This window comes from Enterobacter cloacae complex sp. SYL003 (assembly GCF_049236925.1).
GTDB lineage: Bacteria > Pseudomonadota > Gammaproteobacteria > Enterobacterales > Enterobacteriaceae > Enterobacter > Enterobacter intestinihominis.
The window spans coordinates 154,742-176,974 of the sequence record NZ_JBMKJK010000006.1 but is presented as its reverse complement, the minus strand read 5'-3'; the positions used below and the strand labels follow the sequence as shown (position 1 = coordinate 176,974).

Below are 22,233 nucleotides of genomic sequence, written 5' to 3'. Positions count from 1 at the left end.
CTGGCCCTCACAGCGTTACGCGGGCATCGGTGCGGCTTTCGGGCCACAGAAAACCCTGGCCAGACTGTGCGCCAGACGTGCGGGCGCGCGCCAGATCCCGCGAATTCTCGATGCCTTCGATAAGAATTGATTGCGCGATACCTGCCCTGACCTCCTGCACAAACGGGGCAAGCGGCGCGCGCTCGCGCAGCGCTGAACGGTCAATTTTTACCCCATCCAGCGGCAGCGCAAGCCGCGCGAACGCCTCAGCCAACTCCCGGGTTAAATCGTCCAGCCAGATTTGCCATCCCGCCTCTTTTAACCGAACAAGCGTGGCATGAAGACGATGTTGCTCAGCCTTACTCAGCCGTGTGATGGTGAGAGGATCCTGAATTTCAATCGTTAACCGCTGCTGATGGCGTAACGCCAGCAACAACCGGATAGCGCGTTCGTCGAGAAGGTGCTCTGCCGGAAGGTTTAGCCAGTAAGCGTCCCGGACGGGTATCTGTAACAGGGTGTTGGCCTGCCAGAAGAAGATTTGCAGCGCGCTGCGCGAAGGCAGAGAAGCAAACAATATCTCCAGATTGACGTTATGGATCTCCACGAGAACTTCATGCGCGAACACCTGGCCCGAATGAAGATCGACAAGCGGCTGGAATCGCAGCCCTGAGATACGTTGCAACAGGGGAGAGGGAAGAACGGTATACATGGAACAGCCTTCAGGAAATGAAAAAAAGGTTCCCGCGGACACGGGAACAAAAGGCAAACGACACACGGTCAAATTCTTAATTCAGGATCCAGCGAATGCTCTGGTAAAACGAGGGGCCACGCACGGCCTTAAGCTTGTTCATGGCGTTGTTTTTATAAAAGTAAACCAGCCTGACGTTACACCCCAGCTGACGGGCGATTTGCTTGGTTTTGAGATTACAGGAATAGCCGCGCAATACGCTGGCCTCCTCGCTGGACAGCCTCGCCGGGGTGCGTAAGCGGGTAGTCATGCCTACGTTGTAACGACCAGACTCTTGCGGCGTCTGGCTCATCAGTATTTGCCACAGCGCTTTGATATCCCCCAGGGAGACTCTTTTGCTGATTACCCCATCAACATGTTTGAATTTCAAATAGCCGGCGGATAACGAATAGATATAGATCTTCGCCGTCACTTGTTTCTGTTTAATACAGAGAATGTCGTCATTCGTCGTCACCCGGAAATGACGCGTATTCAACGGATCATAAATGATGATATCAAAGAGTTGTTCACTCATAGCAAGTTCTTCGATATGGGTAAACCCATGGAAAATAACGTCGTGTTTTTCATCAGGCTCACGCTTTCCGAGCGATTGCAGGCCAATCATCGTGAATTCGCAGCTGTCAACAACGGCAACGTGAATTGTTTTTTTATTTTGCATTGGCATTCTCCTTTCGCTGAGTAAACAGTCCATATAAGAGAAAATGGCGGTTCGCACTCTCTTATTAAAAGAATGGCGAGCACTTTTTAAATAACGCGATGCGATGGCATCAATGTAAGCCAATACAAACCGTCGAGTAAAGCCGATGCCAATTATTAGAGGAAGATAAAATTGAAAAATGGTTTTAATGGTATATGCAATTGTTTTAATCTTCTAATAATATTCATGCCAGATTTTTATTCTGTGAATGGGCGGTTAATAAGCATCAGAAGGTTGATTGATGGGGTTTATCCACCGTTTTTTCAGTGGCTTACTGCTATTCCTGAAAGAAAAATTGTGATCGCGGCAGGGTTATCGACAAGGCTTTATCTGCAAGAGGAAACGGCGTGCAGAATAAAATAGAATTTTTTCTATAAATTTAATGTCCTTGTTCAGATTTTTAAGCCTGAGAAGGATAAAATCCTGGCGTGAAGAGGTTGTGAGTGATGAGTACATAAACTATTATCATTTTCCTCCGGTCACGAGAATTTAGAAAAGACATGAATAATACTGAACGTATCGTAAAGGTAATGGTGTTTTACAAAATAAATATATTTAAAGAGATAATATTCCGGGCGCTCCATGATCTTTTACCCGATTACGTACTGAACATTACTCAGGTCGATTCCACTGAACAGGCGCTGGCGGCGGTCGCGGATAATAACGTGGATGTTTTCTTCACTGAATTTAATTATCTGCTTAATCATAAAGAGTGGAGTGCGGAGGTCAGCAGCCGTTTTACATCTTTATGTAAAACCCATCACGTCAGGCGTGTTCTGTTGGTGCCCGAGCTGCCTTACGGGCTGTTAAAAAAAGTTCTGGAGATGAAATTTGAATTAACCATCAGTCAGCAGGATGAATTGACTGAACTGAAAAAGGAATTACCCGCGTTGCTCATGGCGGACGGGCAAACACCGTCGATCTCTTCGTGGCTCAGGCGGGTAATGCGGTCCGGTTCCCGGGCGCGCTCCATCCTCTCGGCCAGAGAGTGGGAGGTGCTCCATCTTATCGTGGAAGGATTTTCAACGACGGAGATTGCCCGTCATCGAAACCGTTCGGTCAGTACCATTGCGACGCAGAAGCACAATGCGATGAAAAAGCTGAATCTTTCCAACCACAGCGAACTGATTAAGTATGTGCAAGCGGTTGGAAAGATGGAGAAATAGCTCACATCAGGGATAGATAATATTCAGCGTAGCCGATGTATTGATCTTACCCTGGCTCACCTGGGCGGGCTCCCACACGTAATAGTACGCCGCCATCGGAAGGGTGAAATGTTCGTCCAGCGCCGCGCCAGCCGCCACGCTGAAAATCATCGTGGCGTTGCCACGGCTGGTGGTTGAGGTAGAGAAGGTCACCGGCGTTTGTGGGGCGTCACGTTTTATCAGGCGTAGCCCCACGCCCTGCGCCGCGCTACTGCTGCTGTCGATCAGCACCGAGCTGTCGGTTGAGAGCAGCTGCGTGCTGGACAGAAACATCTCAATTGCCCGATCGGAATTGCCGTTAACCCCGACGTTCTGACAGCTCATGTTCAGTGAAAAAGGCGTCAGCCCCGGCTGTGAGGATGCACTGAGCTGGGGAATGCCGAGCGTCGGCAGCGCTACGGTCAGCCCCGCATTATCAAAGGAACAGGTAGTCAGTTTTGGCGCGTATTTGATGATCATCGGCTGACCAAACATATCGCGGTTGTCGTAAGGCCACTTGAACCCGCTGAATAACCACTGCGCTATCTTGATGACCTGATTGATTGGCCAGGTGATGATTTCCCAGAAGGATAACCCACTCATGTCGCTGACGAACAGAACGTCGCTCATGTTCGCCGTATCCCCCGTCAGGGTAGTGCCGCTCTGGTTAACGAGGGTGAAGCGAACCGTAAACGGTGTGTTCAGCTCAGACGCCGTATGGCTACCGCTGGCAGTCAGGGTTTTATTGGCCGGGGGATTGGTGATCTCCGCCCGCACCATATACTTGTTATTGCTGAATCCGAGGATGGTCGCGTATTTGCTGTCGGTCGAGAGGATCGGCGTGTAAGAAAATTCACTGTTACCCGTCGTACAGTTGAATGAGCCGCTGTACTGGGTGCTGAAGCTGCCGGTCCATGTGGGCGTGGCCGGGCTCAGCTTATCCGATAAATCAATGGTAATCGGTGTGCCATAAACGATGCTGCTGCCGGAGCAGGTGGCATAGCTCATCCCACTAATACTGGAGAGGAGCAGGAATATGAATGATCGTAACATTTTGATAATCCGTAATTAATGGCAAACCGATGAGAGGCTGTTCAGCCCCCAGGCTGGGGCGGAGATTTCGCACTTCCCGCCGCGGAGATGCAGGTTGAGCGCGCGTGGCGGCTGTTCAGCGCGGATATACAGTACGCTGGCCTGGCCGACATACCCGACAGATTCACCGTGTTCATCAAGCACTTCAGTACCAAAGGGCAGCGGTTTGCCGTCGGCACGCGTCGCATGAAGTACCCATGACTGGCGTTTGTCGGTTTCGAAGCGGATGTAGCTCACCGCCCCGTCGTAAGGGGCCACGTTAGCCATGTTGCCGATCACCTCCGCGCCAGCGCTGTTTTCCGTTTGCGATAACGTAATGGCGTTTTTGCGATACGGGGTGGCGTAAGGCACCAGCGCCACGCCATCGCGGTTCGTCATAATGCTTTCATCGCCGTTCACCATCAGTCCCTCCGCTTTTGGCGCATCGACGATAGTCATGGTTGTGCCGGTTTCGTTTGAGGCGAGAACGTGCCACGGGTAGGCCACCAGGCTTCCCCGTCCGCTGAGCCCGGTCTGGCGGTAGTCGGAGGATTCGCTGTAAGAGCCACCGAGTGTCGCGAAGTTCGAACGGTACGCGGCGTTAACGCTTGCCGCATTTTTACCCCCCCGCGCATTACTGCCGGAGAGGGTGTAGCTCAGTCGGTTCGACGCCAGCGCGTTCCCGCTCATGCTGATATTGCTCTGCTCGTAATGCGAATCGCTGGCCGTCAGGCTGGAGGTGATCCAGGCATTATTATCAAACAGCGAGAACGGCAGGCTGAGGGAGAGGTAAAGGCGCGTCTCTTCTTCACTGTCCCTGTTCCGTACCCGGCTGGCCGACAGGGTATAGCTGGCGCGGCCGATGGCGTTGGAATAGCCCATCTGGTATTCGCGCGTGGTTTGCTGTGAGTTCCAGTAATCGCGCTGTGTGCCGGAGACAAATACCGTGCCCCAGTTATTGAGCAGGCGCTGATTAAGGTTAAGCGTAAAGGTATTCTTGGGCTGCGCCGCGCGCAGGGCATCCCAGGTGCTTAGCGACATGTCGGGCGCAACGCCAAACCGATCTTCATAGTCGTCGTACTGCGCTCTCAGGCGCTGATACCCTTCGCGCGAATAGAGCGCGTCGCTGAAGCTGTAATAGCCTTTAGTGGAATAGCGATAGGCCGCCAGGGTGAAGTTGGTGGCGGTGGTATCGATAAATTTGCTGTACGACACGCGATAACTCTGACCGCTGCTGGTGCGATCCTGTAGGGTGGTTTTGGCGTGGGTGACATCAAACGAGACCGCGCCAAACGGAAGGTTCCACCCGGTACCGACAAGCCCGGCCTGGTAGTTATCGCTAATAATCGTCCCGGTATACCCGGTGATGAGGTTATTAAACCCGTAGCGCAGCGTGGCCTGCATGAATGCGGGTTCGGCATCTAGCGTGTTCTGGTGCACTTTACCCGCCACCACGCTGTACTGACTCACCCCTTCTTTTAGCATCCCGGGCACGGCGGAAAACGGCACCGTGAAGGACTGCTGTGAACCGTCCGCTTCACGCACCACCACCAGCAAATCGCCCGCGGAGCCGGTAGGCTGAATGCTGTCGAGGGTAAACTGGCCCGGCGGTACGTTCTCCTGATAGATCACGTTGCCATTCTGGATAACTTTCACCAGGGCGTTCGTCCGTGCCACGCCGTGAACCACCGGTGAAAAACCCTGCTGTGAATTTGGGCGCATCTTCATGTCCGACGCCAGCGACACGCCGCGCACGCGCAGGGAATCAAACAGATCGCCAGGAATATAAAAGTCACCCAGCGTCAGGTTGGATTTCAGCGAGGCCAGGGGACGGCGCAGGTAGCGGGTATTATTCTGCCAGCTACTCTCTCCGCTGGCCGTTTTCCGCCAGGCGCTGCTGTCGCGAAACTGCCAGCCGAACAGGTTGGCGCCGGAATCCAGCCCGGCATAAAAATCATCATTTGTGTCTTTCGCAGCGCCTTTTGCACGGGTGTTATACCAGGTCGTGTTCCACGAGAGCATCAGCGCCGGGATCCCCTCGTCCCAAAACTGGGGGGCAATGTAACCTTCTTCAGTACGCAGCACAGCCGCCTGCGGAACGGTAAGCGCCAGACTCAGAGTGCTGGTATCGGTTTTGACTTCACCGCCCTGAACCAGATCGCGCAGCTGCACCTGCCCGTGCGCAATGGCGGGCGCAGGCACGGACGTGGTGTTGATGCCAAGCGACCGGGCATCTTTCCAGGCAAGGCGGATGTCGTCACGCTGCTCGCCGTAGATGACGGTATAACGTCCCTTCCAGCTGCCGTTTACGTAGATATCCATCTCCTGATTGCCGGCAGGCATGGCGTTGTTTTCGGAAAAGCGAGACAGATCGGACTCACCGGATGCGCCAGCAAGCAGGGAGGGATCAAACGAGACGGCCCCTGATTTATGCGAAAGCAGAAGCGTGCAGACTGCCAGCAGACAGAGTCTGTTTTGTTTCATTTTCATGGTGAGTCTTTCCGATCACTGACTGGTGAAAGTCCGGGTTTTATACGCGCCAAGATCGTCCACATACATCAGCTGGAAGGTCTGTCCGCGCTTAACCGTATTTTTTGCGGCGACCGTCAGCTGCCCAAACGGGGAAACCATCGGGGACTCCTGGAGCAATTTCGTTTTACCCAGCGAAATATTGGCGACCGTAATATGGAACGGACTGTTATTTGTAATGCGAAAGCGATCGCCTTCGGCGGCGAGCGTCAGTTTCGCCACCGCGTCATCCAGCGTGCCTTTCAGCGCAGCGGGCCGGTAAAAAAGTTTGATACGGGATTTAATCGCCAGCTGAACGGTATTCTGATTTTGCAGATTTTCAGGTCTGGGCGGAATGTCGAGGACATTCAGGAAAAAGACGGATTCGCGATCCGCAGGCAAGCTGGACGGCAGCTTTTTAATACGAAGCTGTTGGCCATTATGTTCGTTAACTTTTATCACCGGCGGCGACAGCAGAAACGGCACATTGGCTGTTTCCGGCGTGGAATTAATATCACCGTCATCTATCCAGGATTGCACCAGAGCGGGCGCATCGCCCGTATTCATTAACTGGACGATCACCTCTTTGTTATTTTCAGGATAAAGGACACGGGTGCCATTAATGACAATATTGGCCCATGAGTGACCGGTGCTTAGCAGTAAGCCTGCCAGCAAAATTGTCTTGCGCATGATTGCAACCTTAAATACAGGCTCTGCGAAAACAGAGCCTGTATAATCATTATTACAGGTAGGAAATGGTATACGTTACGTTGGAGCTTAACTCGCCCACGGTGGCGGCAGCGGCGTTCGGTTTATAGTAATAAACATCCAGCGTCAGCGTCTCGGAATCTGGCGCGGTCGCTGTACCCATAATATCCGTAGTGTAAGGCTGGTTCAGGGTAATTGGCGTAGACGAACCTGGCTCCACTAACGCAAAACCGACATTACGTGCCACACTGGCATCGCTTTCGTTCACGCTGTTATTCAGCAGGTATTTACCGTCAGTGGAAATATTATCCGCGCTGGAGAAATACACTTTCAGCGGGGTACCGGTTGTTCCGGCTGCTGGTGAACAACCTGAGAACGTCAGCGCAATAGATTTTTTATTCTTAGTGATCAGGCCAACCGTGGTGCCTGCATCTTTTACCGAAATAGGGGAAAGCGCAACGGTAAAGTCCGCGCTTTTACCGCCGTTAATGGTACAGGTTGTATCGGTAATAGCGCCGGTAAAGTTAATGATACCACCCGCTGAATTGTCTGCGGCAACTGCACTGGTAGAAGCAATAGCGGCGGCCAACAGTGATACGGTCATGATCGATTTGAACATGATAAACTCCATGAAGATTTGTGTTATTTAAAATGAATGTTAATCGGCTACACATGTCCCTGATGTACCGGCTAGACGCATGGCGACTCGGGAGAATGCTTTGACGATATTATGTTGCACTAAAAAAGTACATAACAAAACATTATTCCAACAACTTCTAAAGTTTAAGATTATAATCTTGCGAGTTAGTTTTTTTTAATGTTTTAACCTAAATGCGTTAGTTCGAATATTTTTATTAATGATTTAATAATTGTTAATTAATGAAGCTTTATGAATTCATCTCTCAATTAATATCACGCGACTTGACCACACAAACTTTAGACTTATTATTGCCTGGCAAATGCACATAATTTTAACAATGGCGTAATAATAATATGAAGTATCTCATTGATCTTACAATGCTTTATGAAGTCGACACCGGTATGATCATGATTAATGGAGAGGAAGAGTCATCCATTAAGTTATCTAACCAGGCGGGTCGTCTGCTTTATGAACTTATCATCAATAATGGTAAAACTCTCGACAGAGACGACCTGATAAAGAAGGTCTGGGAGGATCATGGTTTCTCTGGTTCTTCGGTGAGTCTGAATGTTGCCATAAGTGAAATCAGAAAAGCATTTCGTACTTTAGGATGCGATCCTTTACTGATAAAAACGATACGTGGCAAGGGATTTAGCCTTGCCGCGCATATTGAACATCACACGGTCAGGCCGCCGGTTGTTTCAACGCTTAGTGAACAATCTGCCTCTGAAGCATTCGATACGCTAGCGCATAAGAAAGATGCCGATCCGCCTAAACAATTAATATCGCTGCACAGACTCTTTATTTCTCTTTGCACGTTATTACTGATTACCGTTATCGGCACCGCTGTTTTACTGTTGCACCAAAGGGATTCCTATGCCGAGAGCCTGAAAGATTCTGATATGCATCTGCTCGGTAAAGTGGACCGGTGTACGGTATACCTGATCGATAAGAATATGTATCAGCCGCGACAGCACTACTTTAATCACGTAAAAGAGGTCATTGCCAGTCAACATATCGACTGTCAACACCAGGTTGCAGATGCTTACTATTCCAGGTTTAAAAAGTCGCAGATAGAAAATTATTTCCTGGCCATCTGTTATCAGCAGGACAGTATCGACGATTATAAGAACTGCATTTCTTACAGAAGCCTGACCGGGAGTTAAAATATGTCAAGGACTAAAATGAGTGTACTGTTCAGTATCGTACTGGCGCTGTCTGCCATCGCGTTGTTGTGGATCTATTTTACCAGAACGCAGGATGAGGGGTTTGGCTGCCAGTCAGATACCATTTCCTGGAAAACCTATTCCACGGGTGAGTTAACCGATATGTCGCTAACCACGCTTTTCCTGTTTAACAACAAAGATGTTGTGACGGTTATTCATAAAGGCGTACTCAAGAAAGAGGGCAAAAGCTACCTGATTGACAGAAATTACACGCTCAGCGTGGAAAAAGTCGACGGAAGCAATATCTTTTATATTAAGGATAAAAAGCTGAATAAATCTGAAGATGATGCGGCACCGGATGGCGTTGTAAACGAAATGTTACTTGATAATATCAACTTCTTCTATATTACCCGCGTTAAACCGCACGCCTGGTTAATTAAGGGGCTGGTTTTGCCTGTAATGATGTGTGTGGCTGTTCCGACGTCCTGATATTTCTCTTTACTGAAAAATCGATATTTATCTATTGCTCGGGAAATTGAGTGATTTACTCAATACGTAACAATAAGATACGAGAAATTTATTTATATTTTTATTGTTATTCTCCGGCGAGTGAATTTTTCTGTATTGCCTCGTTATTTTGCGGCTGTCTATACTCCGCCTCGAAAAAGGGGCTCCCCTTTTTATACACGTGGATTCTTTTTTGAAGGACTAAATAAATGAACAAACTGAACGCTATCGTTCTGGGCTCCCTGTTGTCTGTTTCTGCCCTGAGCGCAGTTAATGCAGCAGAAACGACGGCTTCTGCCACCTGGCAGGCAACCGCGACCAAAGACAGCGAATCCGACCTGGTTGTTACGCCAACGCGTGCTTTGAACTTCGTTTACAGCGCCAATACCAAATCTTTCAACACCGATACCGGTCTGTTTGATGTGGCTATCCGTGGCGATCACTCTACGGCGACCAGCTTCAAACTCGAAGCTATCCTCGACGATTCAAACAACACGCTGTTCAGCGTGGGCGGTGAAGCGACCAAGCTGAAAGTGGGTGCGCGTTGGGGCGGTAACGACCTGGGCTCTATTGGTGGCACCGTGGGGGCGAAATCAACCGCATGGACCACGCTGGTTGATTCTTCTTCTAACACCGGCGTCTCTTCTGGCCTGTGGAACCTGACCACCAGCGCAGGCGCGGCGGCAGATACCGAAATTACCGGCCAGGACAAATTCGTCTTCTACGTTGACTCCGCTCAGGACAACGCGGGTACTGCGAAAGAGTTCAAAGACCTGACCAACAGCCTGTGGGAAGGGACCGTATCTGTTGCGTTCCGCGCAACCTGGGGCTAAGGCCTGATCGATCCAGGGGCGCAAGCCCCTGTTTAGGGAAATAGCATGTTTAACCTCAAATCCGCCTTCTTATTTTTATTATTTATCTCTTCCTCCGCGCTGGCCATTAATGTGGGAAAAGTCACCACCATTATTCCTGCGGATGCTGACTCCACCGCCAAGGAAATAAAAAACGAAGCAGACAGCGTGCGTATTGTTTCTGTTCGCGCACAGCGGATCAGTAGCCCAATGGATGAAGGGATCGTCATTAATCCGGAGAAAGTGGACGAGCTGTTGCTGACGCCCACGCGCATGGTAATGCCCGCCGGTACCAGCAATATTGTCAAATTTTACTATCACGGGAACGCCGATAACAAAGAGCGTTACTACCGCATTACCTTCACTGATGAAGGGGTGAGCGAAGAGGTGGACAGCGGTTCACCAAAAAACGGTACCGGGATGACGCGCGCGGTGGTGAGCACCATTCTGGTGGTTCAGCCCCGTGATAAGAAGATCGACTTCGTCTATGTGGCGGGAAAAATAACCAATAAAGGGAACACCGCTTTTCGCGTCAATGCGACCGGAACCTGCCTGAAGCCGAATCCGGAATCACCGACTACGCCGTGTACCAAAAACTTCTACCTGATGCCGGATACCTCGCGCGCTATCGAGGATATCAACGTTACGGATAACCATTTTCATCTCGGAATATGGGACCTGAAACAGTTCATACCTGTTAAGTAAGGATGCATGGTGAAAAATAAATTAGTGTTGCCGGTGATGATGGCTTGCGCATCCGGCACGCTGCCCGCGCTTGCGCATGCAGCCTCAAGCTCCGTGGTTATCGCTAATTACCGTTTTCCCGACTCGCTTTATGCACTGCTGGAGCAGGGGATCAAAATTCCCGTCTATCTGGTGAATACGCGTCCACACTCAGCACAACAAGGGAACCACGAAGGCACGGCGAGCGAATATGTTCGTATCGGTGACGTGACGCTCTTTGCAAAAGATCTGAAGCTGGGGCTGAGGGACGTTCAGGTCCAGGAGTCTGATAACGGCATTCGTCTGTCAAAAGAGATGAGAACGTTATTGCAAAGCATTAACGACAAGCAGTTTGATGACCAGATGCGCATTCCGGTAAGTACGGGGTCCGCGTTCGAGCTGGATCAGAAAAAAATGCGCCTGTTGCTGAATCTGTCGCAGAGCGACTACGGGGTGAATATTCGCCCGCGTGAGGTGGACATTGATGCGCCGGAGTCTGACGACCTGAGCGGCACGTTCTCCTACAACCTCGGGGCGTATCACACCGAGAGCGGCTACGGTGATAGCTGGTCGTCGGGCTATCTGAACGCAAGAAACTGGATCTCAATGGGCGTTGATCATGTGCTGATCGACGGCTCTGGCTACGTCAACGAGAGCAGCAGCGATACCCAGATGAACGCGGTTATGTGGGAGCGCGACTATCAGGGGATGCGCTACGCCGCGGGCATGCTGAACGGCTGGGCGATGCAGTCTCTGGCGAGCGTCAGCGGGATTTCCGGCGGTGAAGTCTACGGCGTTTCCATGGGCAACCAGGCCAACTCCCGTAAGCGCGATAACACGCTCTCTCTGACGCCTGTGGTGGTCTATTTCCCCACGGCGGGCGAGGCCCGTATTCGTCGTGACGGGCAGCTTATCGGGATTCAGCGCTTTGACGTCGGCAACCATGAAATTGACACCAGCAGCCTGCCCTACGGGATCTACAGCATCGAAGTTGAGGTGGTGAGCGGAAGCCGCACCGTGTCGCGTAGCATGTACACCGTGAATAAGCCGTTCTCCAGCAACGTGTCGGAAACACTGCGCTGGCAGATGTGGGGCGGGATGTATAGCCGCGATAAATCCGTCGTCAATTATAAAAAATACGCGAAACACAAAAACGAGCAGGACAACACCTACTACTACGATTACGACACCAAACATAAAGACACCATGTCGCTGGTGGGGGCCTCGTTCAGCAAGCGCAGCGGGATGGTCGACTGGAACGCCTCCACCTACATGATGCGGGAACACATCGTCAGCGAGCTGTGGGCCTCCCTGAACCTGACGGGCTATTTCTCGGTGAATACCCAGACCATGGCCGCCTCCGACGGAACGTACCGCGCCAACTACGGCGCGAATCTCAGCCTGCCGTGGCAGATGGGTTCGGTCTGGTACTCCCATGAACAGCTCTCCAGCGGCAAGTTCCTCGATATCTATGAGAGCAAGGGCAACACCTGGGGCGCCTCCTTTAGCCTGCCGTCGTTCGGCCTGCCCTCAGCGGGCAACCTGAGTCTGATGCGTCAGGAGGACGACCTCTATCGCTATAAACGCTATCAGCTGGACTACTCCCAGGGGTTATACGCCGGTCGCTACGGTACAGCGCGCCTGCGGGTGGGGATGTCGCGCAACAAATACGACGGGTATTACGAAGAGAAAGATCGCTACGTGATGCTCGATTTCGCCATACCGCTCGGAAATACCGTGTCGGTTGGCGTTTCCCACAATCGCGATACCGGCACGGCGCTGAACGTCAGCGCCAGCCGCCAGTTTGAAGGCGATTACCTGAAATCGGCCACCGCCAACGTCTCGAAAGCCTTTAACAGCCGCCAGGATCGCAGCGTAAGCGGCGGCGGCAGCGTGAACTTCGACACGCCGTGGAACAGCAACATCCTCAGCGTCCAGAGCGGCATGAGTAAAGGATGGAACTCCACGCTGACCAGTGACGGCAGCGTGGGCTGGTCCAAAGAGGCCATCGCCGCCGGGAAAGGCACCGAAAGCGCAGGGGTGATTGTCAGTACCGGTCTCAAATCTGATGAAGCGCTGACCCTGAAGCTTAACGGCCGGGCAGAACGCATCAAAGGGGATAAAACCTGGCTGTCGCTGCCGGCATACCAGGCTTATGACCTGGAAGTGATGAACAGTGAAACCGGTACGGAAAGCTATGAGATTGGCGCGAATGCGCGTCGCCATATCACGGTTTATCCGGGCAATACCGTGGTGATGAAGCCGCAGGTGAAGAAAATCGTCACCCTGTTTGGCCGCCTTGTGGATGCAAACGGCAATCCGATTGGCGCCACGCAGATCAAAAACCACGTTGGGCTGACCCGGACGGAGAACGACGGACGCTTCGTGATCGACGTTGATAAGAACAACCCTGTCCTGAGTATCGCCACGCCGGACGACAGCGTCTGCGAAGTGCGCCTGGACATTGAGTCTAACCGCGGTGCGCTGTGGCTCGGGGACATCTCCTGCGACAAAGGCGATTTCGTCTGGCAGGAAGCAAAAGGAACGCAGGAACGTGACGATGAAAAAGATATTCGCTCTTAATTTGCTGCTGATGAGCGCGGTGGCCCATGCGCAGGAGCTGCCCTATTTCGCCATTAATAATCCGGACAATAACGGTACGGGAAACAGCGCGGGGCTGTTTAGTCTGAACAGCACCTCGACCGCGTTTTTACACGGTTCGCGTGAGTGGCCGACGCTGAGCGCGAAAACGAATAACGGTATCGCCACTTACATCCCGGACAACAGCTACAGCGGTCCGGCAGGCAGCGCGCTGACCATCGACTTTTCGGTGACCGGTTCCAGCGCCTCTCCGTTCTTTAAAGGGACGGCGTGTTCCTCGTCCTGCGGCAACACGGGGTACACCCCGACGACCCGCTATACCGATACGTCGATGGTGGTTAAGCCGCCGGTGATGGAGCCCGGCACGTCATACGGGCGCTGGGTCCTGGGCGATCCGTTCTTTAACTATCTGCTCAACGCCGCGCCAGGGGATGAAGTGACCATTACCTCCACGCCGCAAATCAGCTCCATCAACAAAGTGACCACCACCAATACGCTTCACAAGGTGGGCACGCTGACCATGACCAACTCCAGGGCGCTCAACCTGGGGATTGACCCGATCAGCGGCGAGGTGACGATTGTCGATGGATCAACAGGGGCCACCTGCACCAAATACACCCGCAACACGATCTCTGGCGTGCTGTGCGACCTGCTTGAATACACGTTTGTTGGGGAAGATATCTCCGGTTACAACGGGGGGCTGGCGCTCACCTCTTCCCGCGTCAACAGCGTGCTGCAATCGCACATGAACGGCGGCACCGGGCTTGCCGCCGAGCTGACCTTCGATGAAAACACCTGGTACAGTATCTCCGGCGGTATCCTGAGTGATACGCGTGTCCTGGCAAACACCTTCCTCGCGGCGCCGCAGAAAAACGGCGGCAAAGCGTACCTTAAAATATTTTTGCCGAAAGCGTTAATTCTGAGCGTGGCGCAAGCGGGGGACGGCAGCAGCATTGGCAATATCGTCAGCCTGTGCCTGACGCCCGGCAACAGCTCGCTGGCGGCGGATTTCTGCTTCCAGCCGGGGGGCGGCCTGGTGATTAACCCTATTCAGCCGGGGCTGGAGATTACGCCCGACAACCCGGATTACGCCCTCGATCCTGACGGTCTGGGCGGCTCCGGGAAAGGCGCCATCGGCGAAACACCCATTGAGATCCCCTACACCATCACCTACAGCGGGGCGCAAAAAGATGCGGCGATTGCGGTCACGGTAAAAGTCACCGGGCCTACTCAAAGCCTGAATGGGGTGGACTACTGCGCCTTCAGCGGCAACGGCTTTACGGTTCCCATTCCGGGCAACGTGCTGGTGGGGAAAAGCCAGACGCGCATGGCGCATAACTGTAAAGGCGAGGTACTGTCGATCCCGGCGCCAGCCACCCATGCGGAAGAGTGGGACAAAATGAGTTCCGGCGTGACCGATATGTGGCTCTGGAAAACACCGCTGATCCTCCAGTTCGTTATGGATAATCCGGTATCGAAGACCACCTATGACGGAAATAGCTGGTTTGGCGAAGTGACCGCGCAGGGAAGAATAGATGTTAGCGCATCCTGGAATTAATCAACCATGACTGGAAAATTCCTGGCTATTTTTGCAATAAATTGCTTCATTTCCACAGGGGCAAATGCTTTAATTATCGAAAGTCTGAATATTGATTTTCTTCCCGAAAGAGAAGTTGTTTTTCAGCCGATAAAAAACGATACCAGCGAACGTCAGAATTATACCGTTTCGCTTATTCAGGTAGACGTTCCTAAAGAGAAGGGAAAAGAAACCGAAATAAAAGACGGCGAAGTCATGTATTCGCCTAAGCAATTAACGCTGGGGAGCGGTGAGCGCGCGGGTTTTAAATTTTACTATACCGGCCCGCATGACAACAAAGAGCGATACTATCGCGTAAAATTCACCGAGACGCCGCTCCAGGCAAAGGTCATCACGCGCAAAGGCCAGCGCATCCAGTCGGATGTGGTGGTCTCGCTTGAGGCTATTTTGATTGTCCGTCCATGGACACGACATTTTGATTATGCGTTTAGCAACGGGGTGGTGAGTAATACCGGGAATACCTATTTTAAATATGTTTCCTCGGTCGGGTGCAGTACGCAATACAATAATTCAAAATATATTCCTCCGGGGCAACGGCTGGAAATAGATAATGCCGGGCAGGCTGCAAGACGAATGATTATTTATGGCAATAAAATCATTCCGCTGACCACCTGCCCGTAGCAACCGCTTTCCTTCATAAAAGGAAATTAGCCTTTAGCATCATGCTAAAGATCCATCACTACAGGAGATAAAAATGAAAGCGATTTCATTCGTAGAAGCGAAAGACATTATTGGCGGCGCGTTAAACCCGTTCGCTGGTCTGGTTAAAGGTGCACAGCTGGGTTACGACACTGGCGCCAGCATCATGGGCATGGTTGGCGGTGTGGTTGGCGGAGTTCTGGGTGGCGCAATGGGCTTCCTGGGCGCGCTGGTTGGTAGCTACAACTAATTCACGTTTACAGGAAAAGTATCATGCAAGTTATCGATTTCAAAAAAGCACAGGCCATCATCGGTGGTTGGGATCCGTTTGCTGCCGCTATTCAGGGCGCAAGCGCGGGCTATAACGCGGGCAGCCAGATGTTAGGCGCGCTGGGCGGCACCATCGGCGGCGTATTCGGCCTGGTGGGCGGCTTCATCGGCGGTTTCTTCAGCGCTTAAGCGAGAAGCACGTTGTACGCATGGCCCGCATTGCCGGGCCATTTTTTTATTTCAGCCACGGATCATTATGTTTTCGCTCTTTCAGTATAAAAAACAGGGTAAGACCCCTGTTATTCGCCAGCATGAATTTACCGAATGTGGACTGGCCTGCCTGGCGATGGTGTTGGGGCACTATGACCACCATGTCTCCGTCAGCCAGCTGCGCCGGGAGATTTCCGTTTCCGCCGATGCGGGAACCTCAATGGCGGAATTGTTGACCCTTGCCAGCGATAAAAATATGTCTGGCCGGGTGCTTAAAGGCGAAATCACTGAAATAGAAACGTCTGAGCTGCCGCTCATCGCCTTCTGGCGCGGCAACCATTTCGTGGTCATCGTGAAGATCGACAGCCGCAGCGTGACCGTTCACGACCCGGCCAGCGGCGTGCGTCGTTACCGCCTGAAAGAGGCAGAAAAACTGTTTTCCGGGTATGTGCTTGAGCTTAAGCCCACGCCGTGTTTCGAAAAGAAATCCCCGGATGAAAAGCTCACGCTTGGCCGGTTAGCCAATAAATCTCCGAGCCTGTTCCAGCGCCAGCTGCTGCTGTTTGTGCTCTGTATTTTTACTCTCATCACCATGCTGGCGAGCCCCACCTACGTGCAGCTGATTATGGATGAGGCCATTTCCCGCAGCGACAGCGATCTGGTGATCCTGCTCACCGCGATCTTCGCTATCGTCTTTATCTTTGAAGTCATCGGTAAATTCCTCAAGCAGCTGCTTGAGATCCTGATGCGTAACATTGCCTATGACGATTTAAGCCAGTCCGTGCGCCACTACATGCTGCGCACCCAGACCAGCTGGTTCCGCTCGCGCCCGCCGGGCATCGTGCTGGCTATTGAAAAATCGCTCCACGCCTGCGCGGAGTTCATCAGCAATGGTTACGTGCAAATTCTCTTTTCCAGCCTGATCGCCGTCACCAGCCTGCTGTTTATGCTGCTGTATAACGTCAAAATTGCGCTGCTGACGATGCTGCTGATGGGTGTGTTTTTCCTGATCCGCTTTTCGCTGATCGGCCCCTATCAACGCGCGGTGGATGACTCCATCGAGCGTACCGCCCAGTATGAATCTCTGCTGGTAGAGACACAGAAAGGGATCATTACGCTCAAGGCGAACAATATGGAGCAGGCCCGGGATGCGGTGATGGACAAATCCCAGCGCGAACACATCGCCGGGCTGATGCGTAAAGAGCGGCTGCTGGCCCGCTTTGACGTGGCTTCGCTGCTGGTGATCAATGCCGAGCAGCTGCTGGTGGTCTGCTTTGGCGCGTGGCTGATCCTGGAAGGGCAGATGAGTATCGGGATGCTGTACGCCTATATCAGCTATAAGCGCTATTTTTCCGATGCCATGGTGCAGGTGGCGCAGAAGCTGCTGGACAAAAATGCCCTTAAGGGGCCGCTGGATCGCGTGGGCGACCTGCTGTTTGCCCCCTCTGAAACCAGCCAGTTTGGGAAGCGGATTGTCACCTCGCCGGTCTGTCTGCAATTTGAGGATGTCTCATTTGCTTATCCAGGCCGGGAGGCCACGCTACAGCATATCAACATGACCCTGAAGCAGGGCGAAGAGGCGGTGATTGTGGGCCAGAGCGGGTCGGGAAAAACCACGCTGCTGCGTCTGATCTCCGGCATGTTGCTGTCATCGTCTGGCACGCTGCGGATCAATAAGATCCCCATTGAAGAGTGCGATCTTTCCTCGCTGCGCCAGCACATCCGCATTGTCCATGCAGACGATATTCTCTTCACCGGCTCGATTCTGGACAACATCGCCTGCTTTGACAGCGCGCCGGATAAAGAGCAGGTCATCGCCGCGTGTCGGCTGGCGGAAGTGGACCACGTCGTCGCCCGTCTGCCGCACGGTTACGAAACGGAGATGCTGCCGGGGAACACCTTTTTCTCGGCCGGGGAGATGCAGCGTCTGGTCCTGGCGCGCGCCCTGTACAGCCAGCCTAAGCTACTGCTCTGCGACGAAGTGACGGCGAACCTTGATAAGACCACCGCGCAAAAGGTGCTGGCGAACCTGCGTAGCCTGGGGATTGGCCTGGTATTTGTTACCCACTCGCCGGACGTGGTGGGCTGCCAGGGGCGTCTCTATACCATGGAAAACGGCACCCTGCGGGAGAGCGAGCAATGATGTTTCTGCCGCGTCTCTATGCCCGACTCTGCGCGCGCCAGGCAGGACGCACCTTAATGGCAAACCGGATTGCGCAAAACTACAGCCAGTTTATGCCCTGCCCGGAGGCCGATGTGCCGGCTGATTTTCTGCATCAGAACGCCCATGAGCTGAGCGGGTTTAACTTCGTGGAGCAGATCTTCCCGCCCGCGCTGTGGGCGCGCAACGTTCGCTTCGATCTGCATGCGTACGTGGCGCAGTGGACGCAGGATCAGGGGTTTCACAGTTCGCCTCGCACCCTGCTTCTGGGCATGCGCTGGGCGGGCTTTGGCCTGATTATGGATGCGCTGCTCGCCACCGCGCCAGATGATGTGCGCTTTCAGTTTATTACCTGTCACCCTGCGCTGCACAAGCTGATGGCCGCACACGACGGACGGCGCGCCGGCTCGTTTTTCGCCCCTCAGCGCCTGGTGACGGTGCTGCTGATGGATGAACGCCTGCCGGATGCGCCACTGTTCCCAATTCAGGCAGGCGATCGCAAGGCGTGGTTAACGGACGTCTCCACGCGGTTTTTATCGCGTTATGGCTACAGCGTCCGAACGCTGCTGCCGGTCTGTTCGCTGCACGCGGCAGAGTTTGGGCTGGAGAGCCAGGCGTATGCGCCAGAGGATTACCGTCTGGCCGCCGCCGACACGCTGAACGCGCTGCGCAAAACCCCCACGCTCTGGAGTGGATGGGACGATCTTTCAGTGATTTATCATGGATGACATATCGTGAAATTAAAAAACCGAAGCCGACAGCGTCGGGCGCTAATCCCGCACCACTTCTCAAAAAGCTATCAAATCAACGCGCCGCGGCTGAAAACCGTGCTGACGCTGTTCATCGCCTTTTTTCTCTGCCTGCTGGTCTTTGCGATTGCTTTCAACTTTTCGGAAACCACGCTGGCACGCGGGGTGCTGATCCCGGCGCAGGGCGATGTGGAGGTGCGCGCCAGAGAGTCCGGAACCCTTGTTGATTTTGCCGTCCGGCCCGGCCAGTACGTGAAGGAAAACGATCCGCTGTTCACCGTGTCGCAGGACTATGGCGGCAAGCAGGGCTCGGTGGTGCAGTTTGACCGCCAGCAGATGGAAGCGGAGAAAAAGCGCAGCGAGCAGCGCATCCAGGCCATTGAGGACTCGATAGCATCGTATCGCAAAAATCTGGCGCAGCAGCTGGCTCTCACTGACAAGCAGATCGCCGTTTCCCGCGATAAGGTGAAGAAGCTGCGCGCGCTGTTAAAAAACAGCACCGACACCTACGAGGCGTGGAAATCCGTCTCCGGGAAGGGCTATGTCTCCAAAGTGGATCTCGATAAAAGCCATAACGATGTGCTCAACGCCCAGCTCAACCTGACGCTGGAGGAGAGCACTATTCTTGAGCTTGAGGCGCGCAAAACCAGCCTGACCGACAGCACCCAGTCGCAAATTGATTCGCTGAGCGAAGAGCAGCTGTACGTGAAAAACCGCATCAGCGAAATCGATCGCAACCTGTCCAGCCGGGGGAGTTCCACCATGGCGATGCTGGCCCCTTCAGATGGCTACGTGGTGGCGATTAACTTCCCGCCAGGCCGGGCCATTACGCAAAACAGCGAGGTGGTGGTGGTGATCCGTAAAAATACCGCGGCGACGATGGAGGGGTACCTGTATGTTCCGGCAACGGGGGTGGGGCGCGTGGCGAAAGGCGATAAGGTTAAGCTGCGCTTCGACTCCTGGCCCGTGGACAAATACGGTTCCGTGGAGGCGACGCTGTCCGATTTCTATGAGGTAAACATTGATGCCCATTCGGCGCTGATCCCGCTCCAGGAAGGGCAGAACTACTACCTGGCTAAAGTGCGCGTCCCCTCCTGGTTTACCGACCCGGACAAGAAAAAGCGCATGCTGATGGGCGGGATGACGGTGAACGCCGATATCGTTATCGATCGTAAACCGCTTATCAATCTGCTGATTGCGCCGCTGGAAAGGGTGCGCAAGCGGTTTATCGATTGACCCGATTTCATCGATCATCGCCCTTTAGCCCACATTCTTAACGGCACCCTGGGGCTATTCTCCTTCTCATACCAACCGGAGGATAGCCCATGAACATTACGCAAATTCGCAATGCCACCCAGCTGATCACTTACGCGGGAAAACGCTTTTTAATCGACCCAATGCTGGCGCCAAAAGGTGCTTATCCGGGTTTTCCCGGCACCGCGCGGGCCGATATTCGCAACCCGATGGTCGAGCTTCCCGTTGACGTTCAAACGCTGCTGGACACCGATGCGGTGATCGTCACCCATACCCATGACGATCACTGGGATCAGTATGCCGTTGAGCTGATCGCCAAAGACAAGCCGATCTACGTGCAAAATGATAGCGATGCCGCGCTGCTGCGCGGACAGGGCTTTCACAACCTGACGGTCATGACCGACGAAACGACGTTCGGAGATATCCGGATTGCGAAAACTTATGGCGGCCAGCACGGCACTGACCGCGCTTATGCCGTGCCGGAGCTGGCAGAGCGTCTGGGTGAAGCCTGCGGCGTGGTCTTCCGTCATTCCGATGAGAAGACGCTTTATATCGCAGGGGATACCATCTGGCGCGACGCGGTTGCGGCCGATCTACAAAAGCATCAGCCGGACGTTGTCGTGCTCAACGCTGGTTACGCCCACGTCATCGGGTTTGGGCCAATTATCATGGGGGAAGAAGATCTGCTTAACGTGCATTTCCTGTTGCCGCAGGCGAAAATCGTGGCGACCCATATGGAAGCTATCAACCACTGCCTGCTGACCCGCCGCGCGCTGCGCGAGTTTGTTGACGCCAACGAGATAAGTGACGCGGTGAGCATTCCTCAGGACGGCGAAACCGTTATATTCTGAGTGTTAAAGGGGAAAGGAGAGACAGATGCCGCTTGTTAACGTTGCTATTGTCGCGGTGGACGGGTTTAGCCCGTTCCACTACTCCGTCCCCTGCATTCTGTTTGGCGATACGGTATCCGGGGAAAAGCGCTTTAACGTCACGATCTGCGCTGAAAAACCGGGATTCCTGACCTCGAAAGACGGTTTTGCCCTGCATGCGACGCAGGATTTTTCCGCGATCGCATCGGCTGAAATTGTGGTTGTACCCTACTGGCAGCACGTACTGGAGCGCCCGCCTCAGACGCTGCTCGACAGCCTGGTTCAGGCCAGAGACAACGGGGCGGAAATTGTTGGGCTGTGTCTGGGATCGTTTGTGCTGGGCTATGCCGGCATACTCAGCGGCAAACGGGCCGCCACCCACTGGGAGTTTGAACACCAGTTTCAGACGCTGTTTCCGGACGTTCGACTGGACATCAACGCGCTCTACGTGGACGACGGCAATGTGATCACCTCGGCAGGTACCGCCGCCGCGCTCGACTGCTGTTTGTATATCATCCGCCAGCGCTTTGGCAGCGTCGTCGCCAATCAGATTGCCCGCCGGATGATCGTCCCGCCGCACCGCGAGGGCGGGCAGGCGCAGTTTATTGCGCAGCCTGTGCCGAAAGATACCCGCGACGGGCGGATTAACTGTCTCATAGACTACCTTCAGCAGCACATTTCCGAGCCGCATAACCTGGATTCGCTGGCGGACGTGGTGTCGATGAGCCGACGCACGCTGACCCGCCATTTTATCAAGGCGACGGGCATGAGCGTTGCCGACTGGCTTACCGCCGAGCGACTGCGGCGCAGCCAGATCCTGCTGGAGTCCGGCAGTCTGCCAATCGAAAGCGTCGCTGAGCAGGTGGGGTTTTTATCAGCGGTGACGTATCGGCAGCAGTTTAAGGCGCGCTTTGGCGTCAGTCCGGCGGAGTGGCGTAAGACGTTTCGCGTTAAGCCGTTTGCAGCGAAAAATAATGCTGGCGAGATGGAATAAAAAGACGTGGGCGACTTCTTTGCCTTTAAAGCGGGCGGTAATGGGTATGCATCAGACGGGTTACAAGCACTTCTCTTCCGGTTAAGATAATCCACGTTACTTTCCAG

At 53.5% G+C, this 22,233-nt stretch carries 21 protein-coding genes; 15 read left to right on the top strand and 6 right to left on the bottom strand.

What is annotated here, in order from left to right; all coding sequences use genetic code 11:
• Positions 1-7 precede the first annotated feature (7 nt).
• Both ACOT1A_RS10095 and ACOT1A_RS10090 read right to left on the bottom strand, forming a co-directional pair.
• Positions 8-688 (bottom strand): EAL domain-containing protein, encoded by a 681-nt coding sequence (locus tag ACOT1A_RS10095; protein WP_058677109.1) that lies wholly within the window; start codon positions 686-688, stop codon positions 8-10.
• A gap of 76 nt (positions 689-764) precedes the next feature.
• Positions 765-1,385, bottom strand: a complete 621-nt coding sequence (locus ACOT1A_RS10090) for a LuxR C-terminal-related transcriptional regulator (protein ID WP_015570093.1) — start codon at positions 1,383-1,385, stop codon at positions 765-767.
• A gap of 569 nt (positions 1,386-1,954) precedes the next feature.
• Between ACOT1A_RS10090 and ACOT1A_RS10085 the strand changes: the two genes are divergently transcribed.
• A complete protein-coding gene (locus ACOT1A_RS10085; RefSeq protein WP_032622107.1) occupies positions 1,955-2,590 on the top strand; it encodes a LuxR C-terminal-related transcriptional regulator in 636 nt (211 codons plus the stop codon).
• Between the two features lie 6 nt (positions 2,591-2,596).
• On the opposite strand, the gene ACOT1A_RS10080 is transcribed toward ACOT1A_RS10085, so the two are convergent.
• From ACOT1A_RS10080 to ACOT1A_RS10065, 4 genes are read right to left on the bottom strand one after another with little or no spacing between them, the layout of a single operon-like run.
• Positions 2,597-3,661: a fimbrial protein gene (locus ACOT1A_RS10080; RefSeq protein WP_276169982.1), complete on the bottom strand. Its 1,065-nt coding sequence runs from the start codon at positions 3,659-3,661 to the stop codon at positions 2,597-2,599.
• Between the two features lie 15 nt (positions 3,662-3,676).
• Complete coding sequence (locus ACOT1A_RS10075) at positions 3,677-6,169, bottom strand: fimbria/pilus outer membrane usher protein (RefSeq protein WP_276169983.1); 2,493 nt, start codon at positions 6,167-6,169, stop codon at positions 3,677-3,679.
• 15 nt (positions 6,170-6,184) lie between these two features.
• Positions 6,185-6,877: a fimbrial biogenesis chaperone gene (locus ACOT1A_RS10070; protein ID WP_058646781.1), complete on the bottom strand. Its 693-nt coding sequence runs from the start codon at positions 6,875-6,877 to the stop codon at positions 6,185-6,187.
• A 52-nt stretch (positions 6,878-6,929) separates the two neighbouring features.
• The gene (locus tag ACOT1A_RS10065) at positions 6,930-7,514 is read right to left on the bottom strand and encodes a fimbrial protein (protein ID WP_276169984.1); all 585 of its coding nucleotides are present in this window, start codon (positions 7,512-7,514) and stop codon (positions 6,930-6,932) included.
• A 374-nt stretch (positions 7,515-7,888) separates the two neighbouring features.
• Here ACOT1A_RS10065 and ACOT1A_RS10060 point away from each other — a divergent pair, with 374 nt between their 5' ends.
• The 14 genes from ACOT1A_RS10060 (at position 7,889) to ACOT1A_RS09995 (ending at position 22,126) form a co-directional block, all read left to right on the top strand.
• Complete coding sequence (locus tag ACOT1A_RS10060; RefSeq protein WP_022646580.1) at positions 7,889-8,701, top strand: winged helix-turn-helix domain-containing protein; 813 nt, start codon at positions 7,889-7,891, stop codon at positions 8,699-8,701.
• Between the two features lie 18 nt (positions 8,702-8,719).
• Positions 8,720-9,190 carry a hypothetical protein gene (locus tag ACOT1A_RS10055; RefSeq protein ID WP_022646581.1) on the top strand — a complete coding sequence of 157 codons (471 nt, stop codon included), beginning with the start codon at positions 8,720-8,722 and terminating at the stop codon, positions 9,188-9,190.
• A 227-nt stretch (positions 9,191-9,417) separates the two neighbouring features.
• The gene (locus tag ACOT1A_RS10050) at positions 9,418-10,041 is read left to right on the top strand and encodes a common pilus major fimbrillin subunit EcpA (protein WP_003860995.1); all 624 of its coding nucleotides are present in this window, start codon (positions 9,418-9,420) and stop codon (positions 10,039-10,041) included.
• A gap of 45 nt (positions 10,042-10,086) precedes the next feature.
• On the top strand, positions 10,087-10,764 hold the full coding sequence (locus tag ACOT1A_RS10045) for a fimbria/pilus periplasmic chaperone (protein WP_022646582.1): 678 nt from the start codon (positions 10,087-10,089) through the stop codon (positions 10,762-10,764).
• A 6-nt stretch (positions 10,765-10,770) separates the two neighbouring features.
• A complete protein-coding gene (locus tag ACOT1A_RS10040) occupies positions 10,771-13,365 on the top strand; it encodes a CS1-pili formation C-terminal domain-containing protein (RefSeq protein ID WP_276169985.1) in 2,595 nt (864 codons plus the stop codon).
• The gene (locus ACOT1A_RS10035) at positions 13,343-14,941 is read left to right on the top strand and encodes a hypothetical protein (RefSeq protein ID WP_022646584.1); all 1,599 of its coding nucleotides are present in this window, start codon (positions 13,343-13,345) and stop codon (positions 14,939-14,941) included. Before ACOT1A_RS10040 ends, ACOT1A_RS10035 begins: the two co-directional genes overlap by 23 nt.
• Before the next feature lie 6 nt (positions 14,942-14,947).
• Positions 14,948-15,601 carry a hypothetical protein gene (locus tag ACOT1A_RS10030; RefSeq protein ID WP_006812468.1) on the top strand — a complete coding sequence of 218 codons (654 nt, stop codon included), beginning with the start codon at positions 14,948-14,950 and terminating at the stop codon, positions 15,599-15,601.
• Between the two features lie 73 nt (positions 15,602-15,674).
• Positions 15,675-15,869, top strand: coding sequence for a hypothetical protein (locus tag ACOT1A_RS10025; protein WP_022646586.1), 195 nt, complete (start codon positions 15,675-15,677; stop codon positions 15,867-15,869).
• 23 nt (positions 15,870-15,892) lie between these two features.
• Positions 15,893-16,078 (top strand): hypothetical protein, encoded by a 186-nt coding sequence (locus ACOT1A_RS10020; RefSeq protein WP_001196016.1) that lies wholly within the window; start codon positions 15,893-15,895, stop codon positions 16,076-16,078.
• A gap of 67 nt (positions 16,079-16,145) precedes the next feature.
• Complete coding sequence (locus ACOT1A_RS10015) at positions 16,146-18,242, top strand: peptidase domain-containing ABC transporter (RefSeq protein ID WP_032626638.1); 2,097 nt, start codon at positions 16,146-16,148, stop codon at positions 18,240-18,242.
• Positions 18,239-18,988, top strand: coding sequence for a hypothetical protein (locus ACOT1A_RS10010; protein ID WP_126314410.1), 750 nt, complete (start codon positions 18,239-18,241; stop codon positions 18,986-18,988). Before ACOT1A_RS10015 ends, ACOT1A_RS10010 begins: the two co-directional genes overlap by 4 nt.
• A gap of 6 nt (positions 18,989-18,994) precedes the next feature.
• Entirely contained in the window at positions 18,995-20,245 is a 1,251-nt protein-coding gene (locus ACOT1A_RS10005; RefSeq protein WP_023298992.1) for an HlyD family secretion protein, read from the top strand.
• Positions 20,246-20,334: 89 nt separating this feature from the next.
• Positions 20,335-21,114, top strand: a complete 780-nt coding sequence (locus tag ACOT1A_RS10000; protein ID WP_126314412.1) for an MBL fold metallo-hydrolase — start codon at positions 20,335-20,337, stop codon at positions 21,112-21,114.
• 25 nt (positions 21,115-21,139) lie between these two features.
• Positions 21,140-22,126, top strand: coding sequence for a GlxA family transcriptional regulator (locus ACOT1A_RS09995; protein WP_022646591.1), 987 nt, complete (start codon positions 21,140-21,142; stop codon positions 22,124-22,126).
• The last annotated feature ends 107 nt before the right edge of the window (positions 22,127-22,233 follow it).

What these genes read in the sequence shown, in the direction of transcription:
- ACOT1A_RS10095 (WP_058677109.1), bottom strand. Translation starts at nt 688, where the DNA reads ATGTATACCGTTCTTCCCTCTCCCCTGTTGCAACGTATCTCAGGGCTG.
- ACOT1A_RS10090 (WP_015570093.1), bottom strand. Translation starts at nt 1,385, where the DNA reads ATGCAAAATAAAAAAACAATTCACGTTGCCGTTGTTGACAGCTGCGAA.
- ACOT1A_RS10085 (WP_032622107.1), top strand. Translation starts at nt 1,955, where the DNA reads ATGGTGTTTTACAAAATAAATATATTTAAAGAGATAATATTCCGGGCG.
- ACOT1A_RS10080 (WP_276169982.1), bottom strand. Translation starts at nt 3,661, where the DNA reads ATGTTACGATCATTCATATTCCTGCTCCTCTCCAGTATTAGTGGGATG.
- ACOT1A_RS10075 (WP_276169983.1), bottom strand. Translation starts at nt 6,169, where the DNA reads ATGAAAATGAAACAAAACAGACTCTGTCTGCTGGCAGTCTGCACGCTT.
- ACOT1A_RS10070 (WP_058646781.1), bottom strand. Translation starts at nt 6,877, where the DNA reads ATGCGCAAGACAATTTTGCTGGCAGGCTTACTGCTAAGCACCGGTCAC.
- ACOT1A_RS10065 (WP_276169984.1), bottom strand. Translation starts at nt 7,514, where the DNA reads ATGTTCAAATCGATCATGACCGTATCACTGTTGGCCGCCGCTATTGCT.
- ACOT1A_RS10060 (WP_022646580.1), top strand. Translation starts at nt 7,889, where the DNA reads ATGAAGTATCTCATTGATCTTACAATGCTTTATGAAGTCGACACCGGT.
- ACOT1A_RS10055 (WP_022646581.1), top strand. Translation starts at nt 8,720, where the DNA reads ATGAGTGTACTGTTCAGTATCGTACTGGCGCTGTCTGCCATCGCGTTG.
- ACOT1A_RS10050 (WP_003860995.1), top strand. Translation starts at nt 9,418, where the DNA reads ATGAACAAACTGAACGCTATCGTTCTGGGCTCCCTGTTGTCTGTTTCT.
- ACOT1A_RS10045 (WP_022646582.1), top strand. Translation starts at nt 10,087, where the DNA reads ATGTTTAACCTCAAATCCGCCTTCTTATTTTTATTATTTATCTCTTCC.
- ACOT1A_RS10040 (WP_276169985.1), top strand. Translation starts at nt 10,771, where the DNA reads ATGGTGAAAAATAAATTAGTGTTGCCGGTGATGATGGCTTGCGCATCC.
- ACOT1A_RS10035 (WP_022646584.1), top strand. Translation starts at nt 13,343, where the DNA reads ATGAAAAAGATATTCGCTCTTAATTTGCTGCTGATGAGCGCGGTGGCC.
- ACOT1A_RS10030 (WP_006812468.1), top strand. Translation starts at nt 14,948, where the DNA reads ATGACTGGAAAATTCCTGGCTATTTTTGCAATAAATTGCTTCATTTCC.
- ACOT1A_RS10025 (WP_022646586.1), top strand. Translation starts at nt 15,675, where the DNA reads ATGAAAGCGATTTCATTCGTAGAAGCGAAAGACATTATTGGCGGCGCG.
- ACOT1A_RS10020 (WP_001196016.1), top strand. Translation starts at nt 15,893, where the DNA reads ATGCAAGTTATCGATTTCAAAAAAGCACAGGCCATCATCGGTGGTTGG.
- ACOT1A_RS10015 (WP_032626638.1), top strand. Translation starts at nt 16,146, where the DNA reads ATGTTTTCGCTCTTTCAGTATAAAAAACAGGGTAAGACCCCTGTTATT.
- ACOT1A_RS10010 (WP_126314410.1), top strand. Translation starts at nt 18,239, where the DNA reads ATGATGTTTCTGCCGCGTCTCTATGCCCGACTCTGCGCGCGCCAGGCA.
- ACOT1A_RS10000 (WP_126314412.1), top strand. Translation starts at nt 20,335, where the DNA reads ATGAACATTACGCAAATTCGCAATGCCACCCAGCTGATCACTTACGCG.
- ACOT1A_RS09995 (WP_022646591.1), top strand. Translation starts at nt 21,140, where the DNA reads ATGCCGCTTGTTAACGTTGCTATTGTCGCGGTGGACGGGTTTAGCCCG.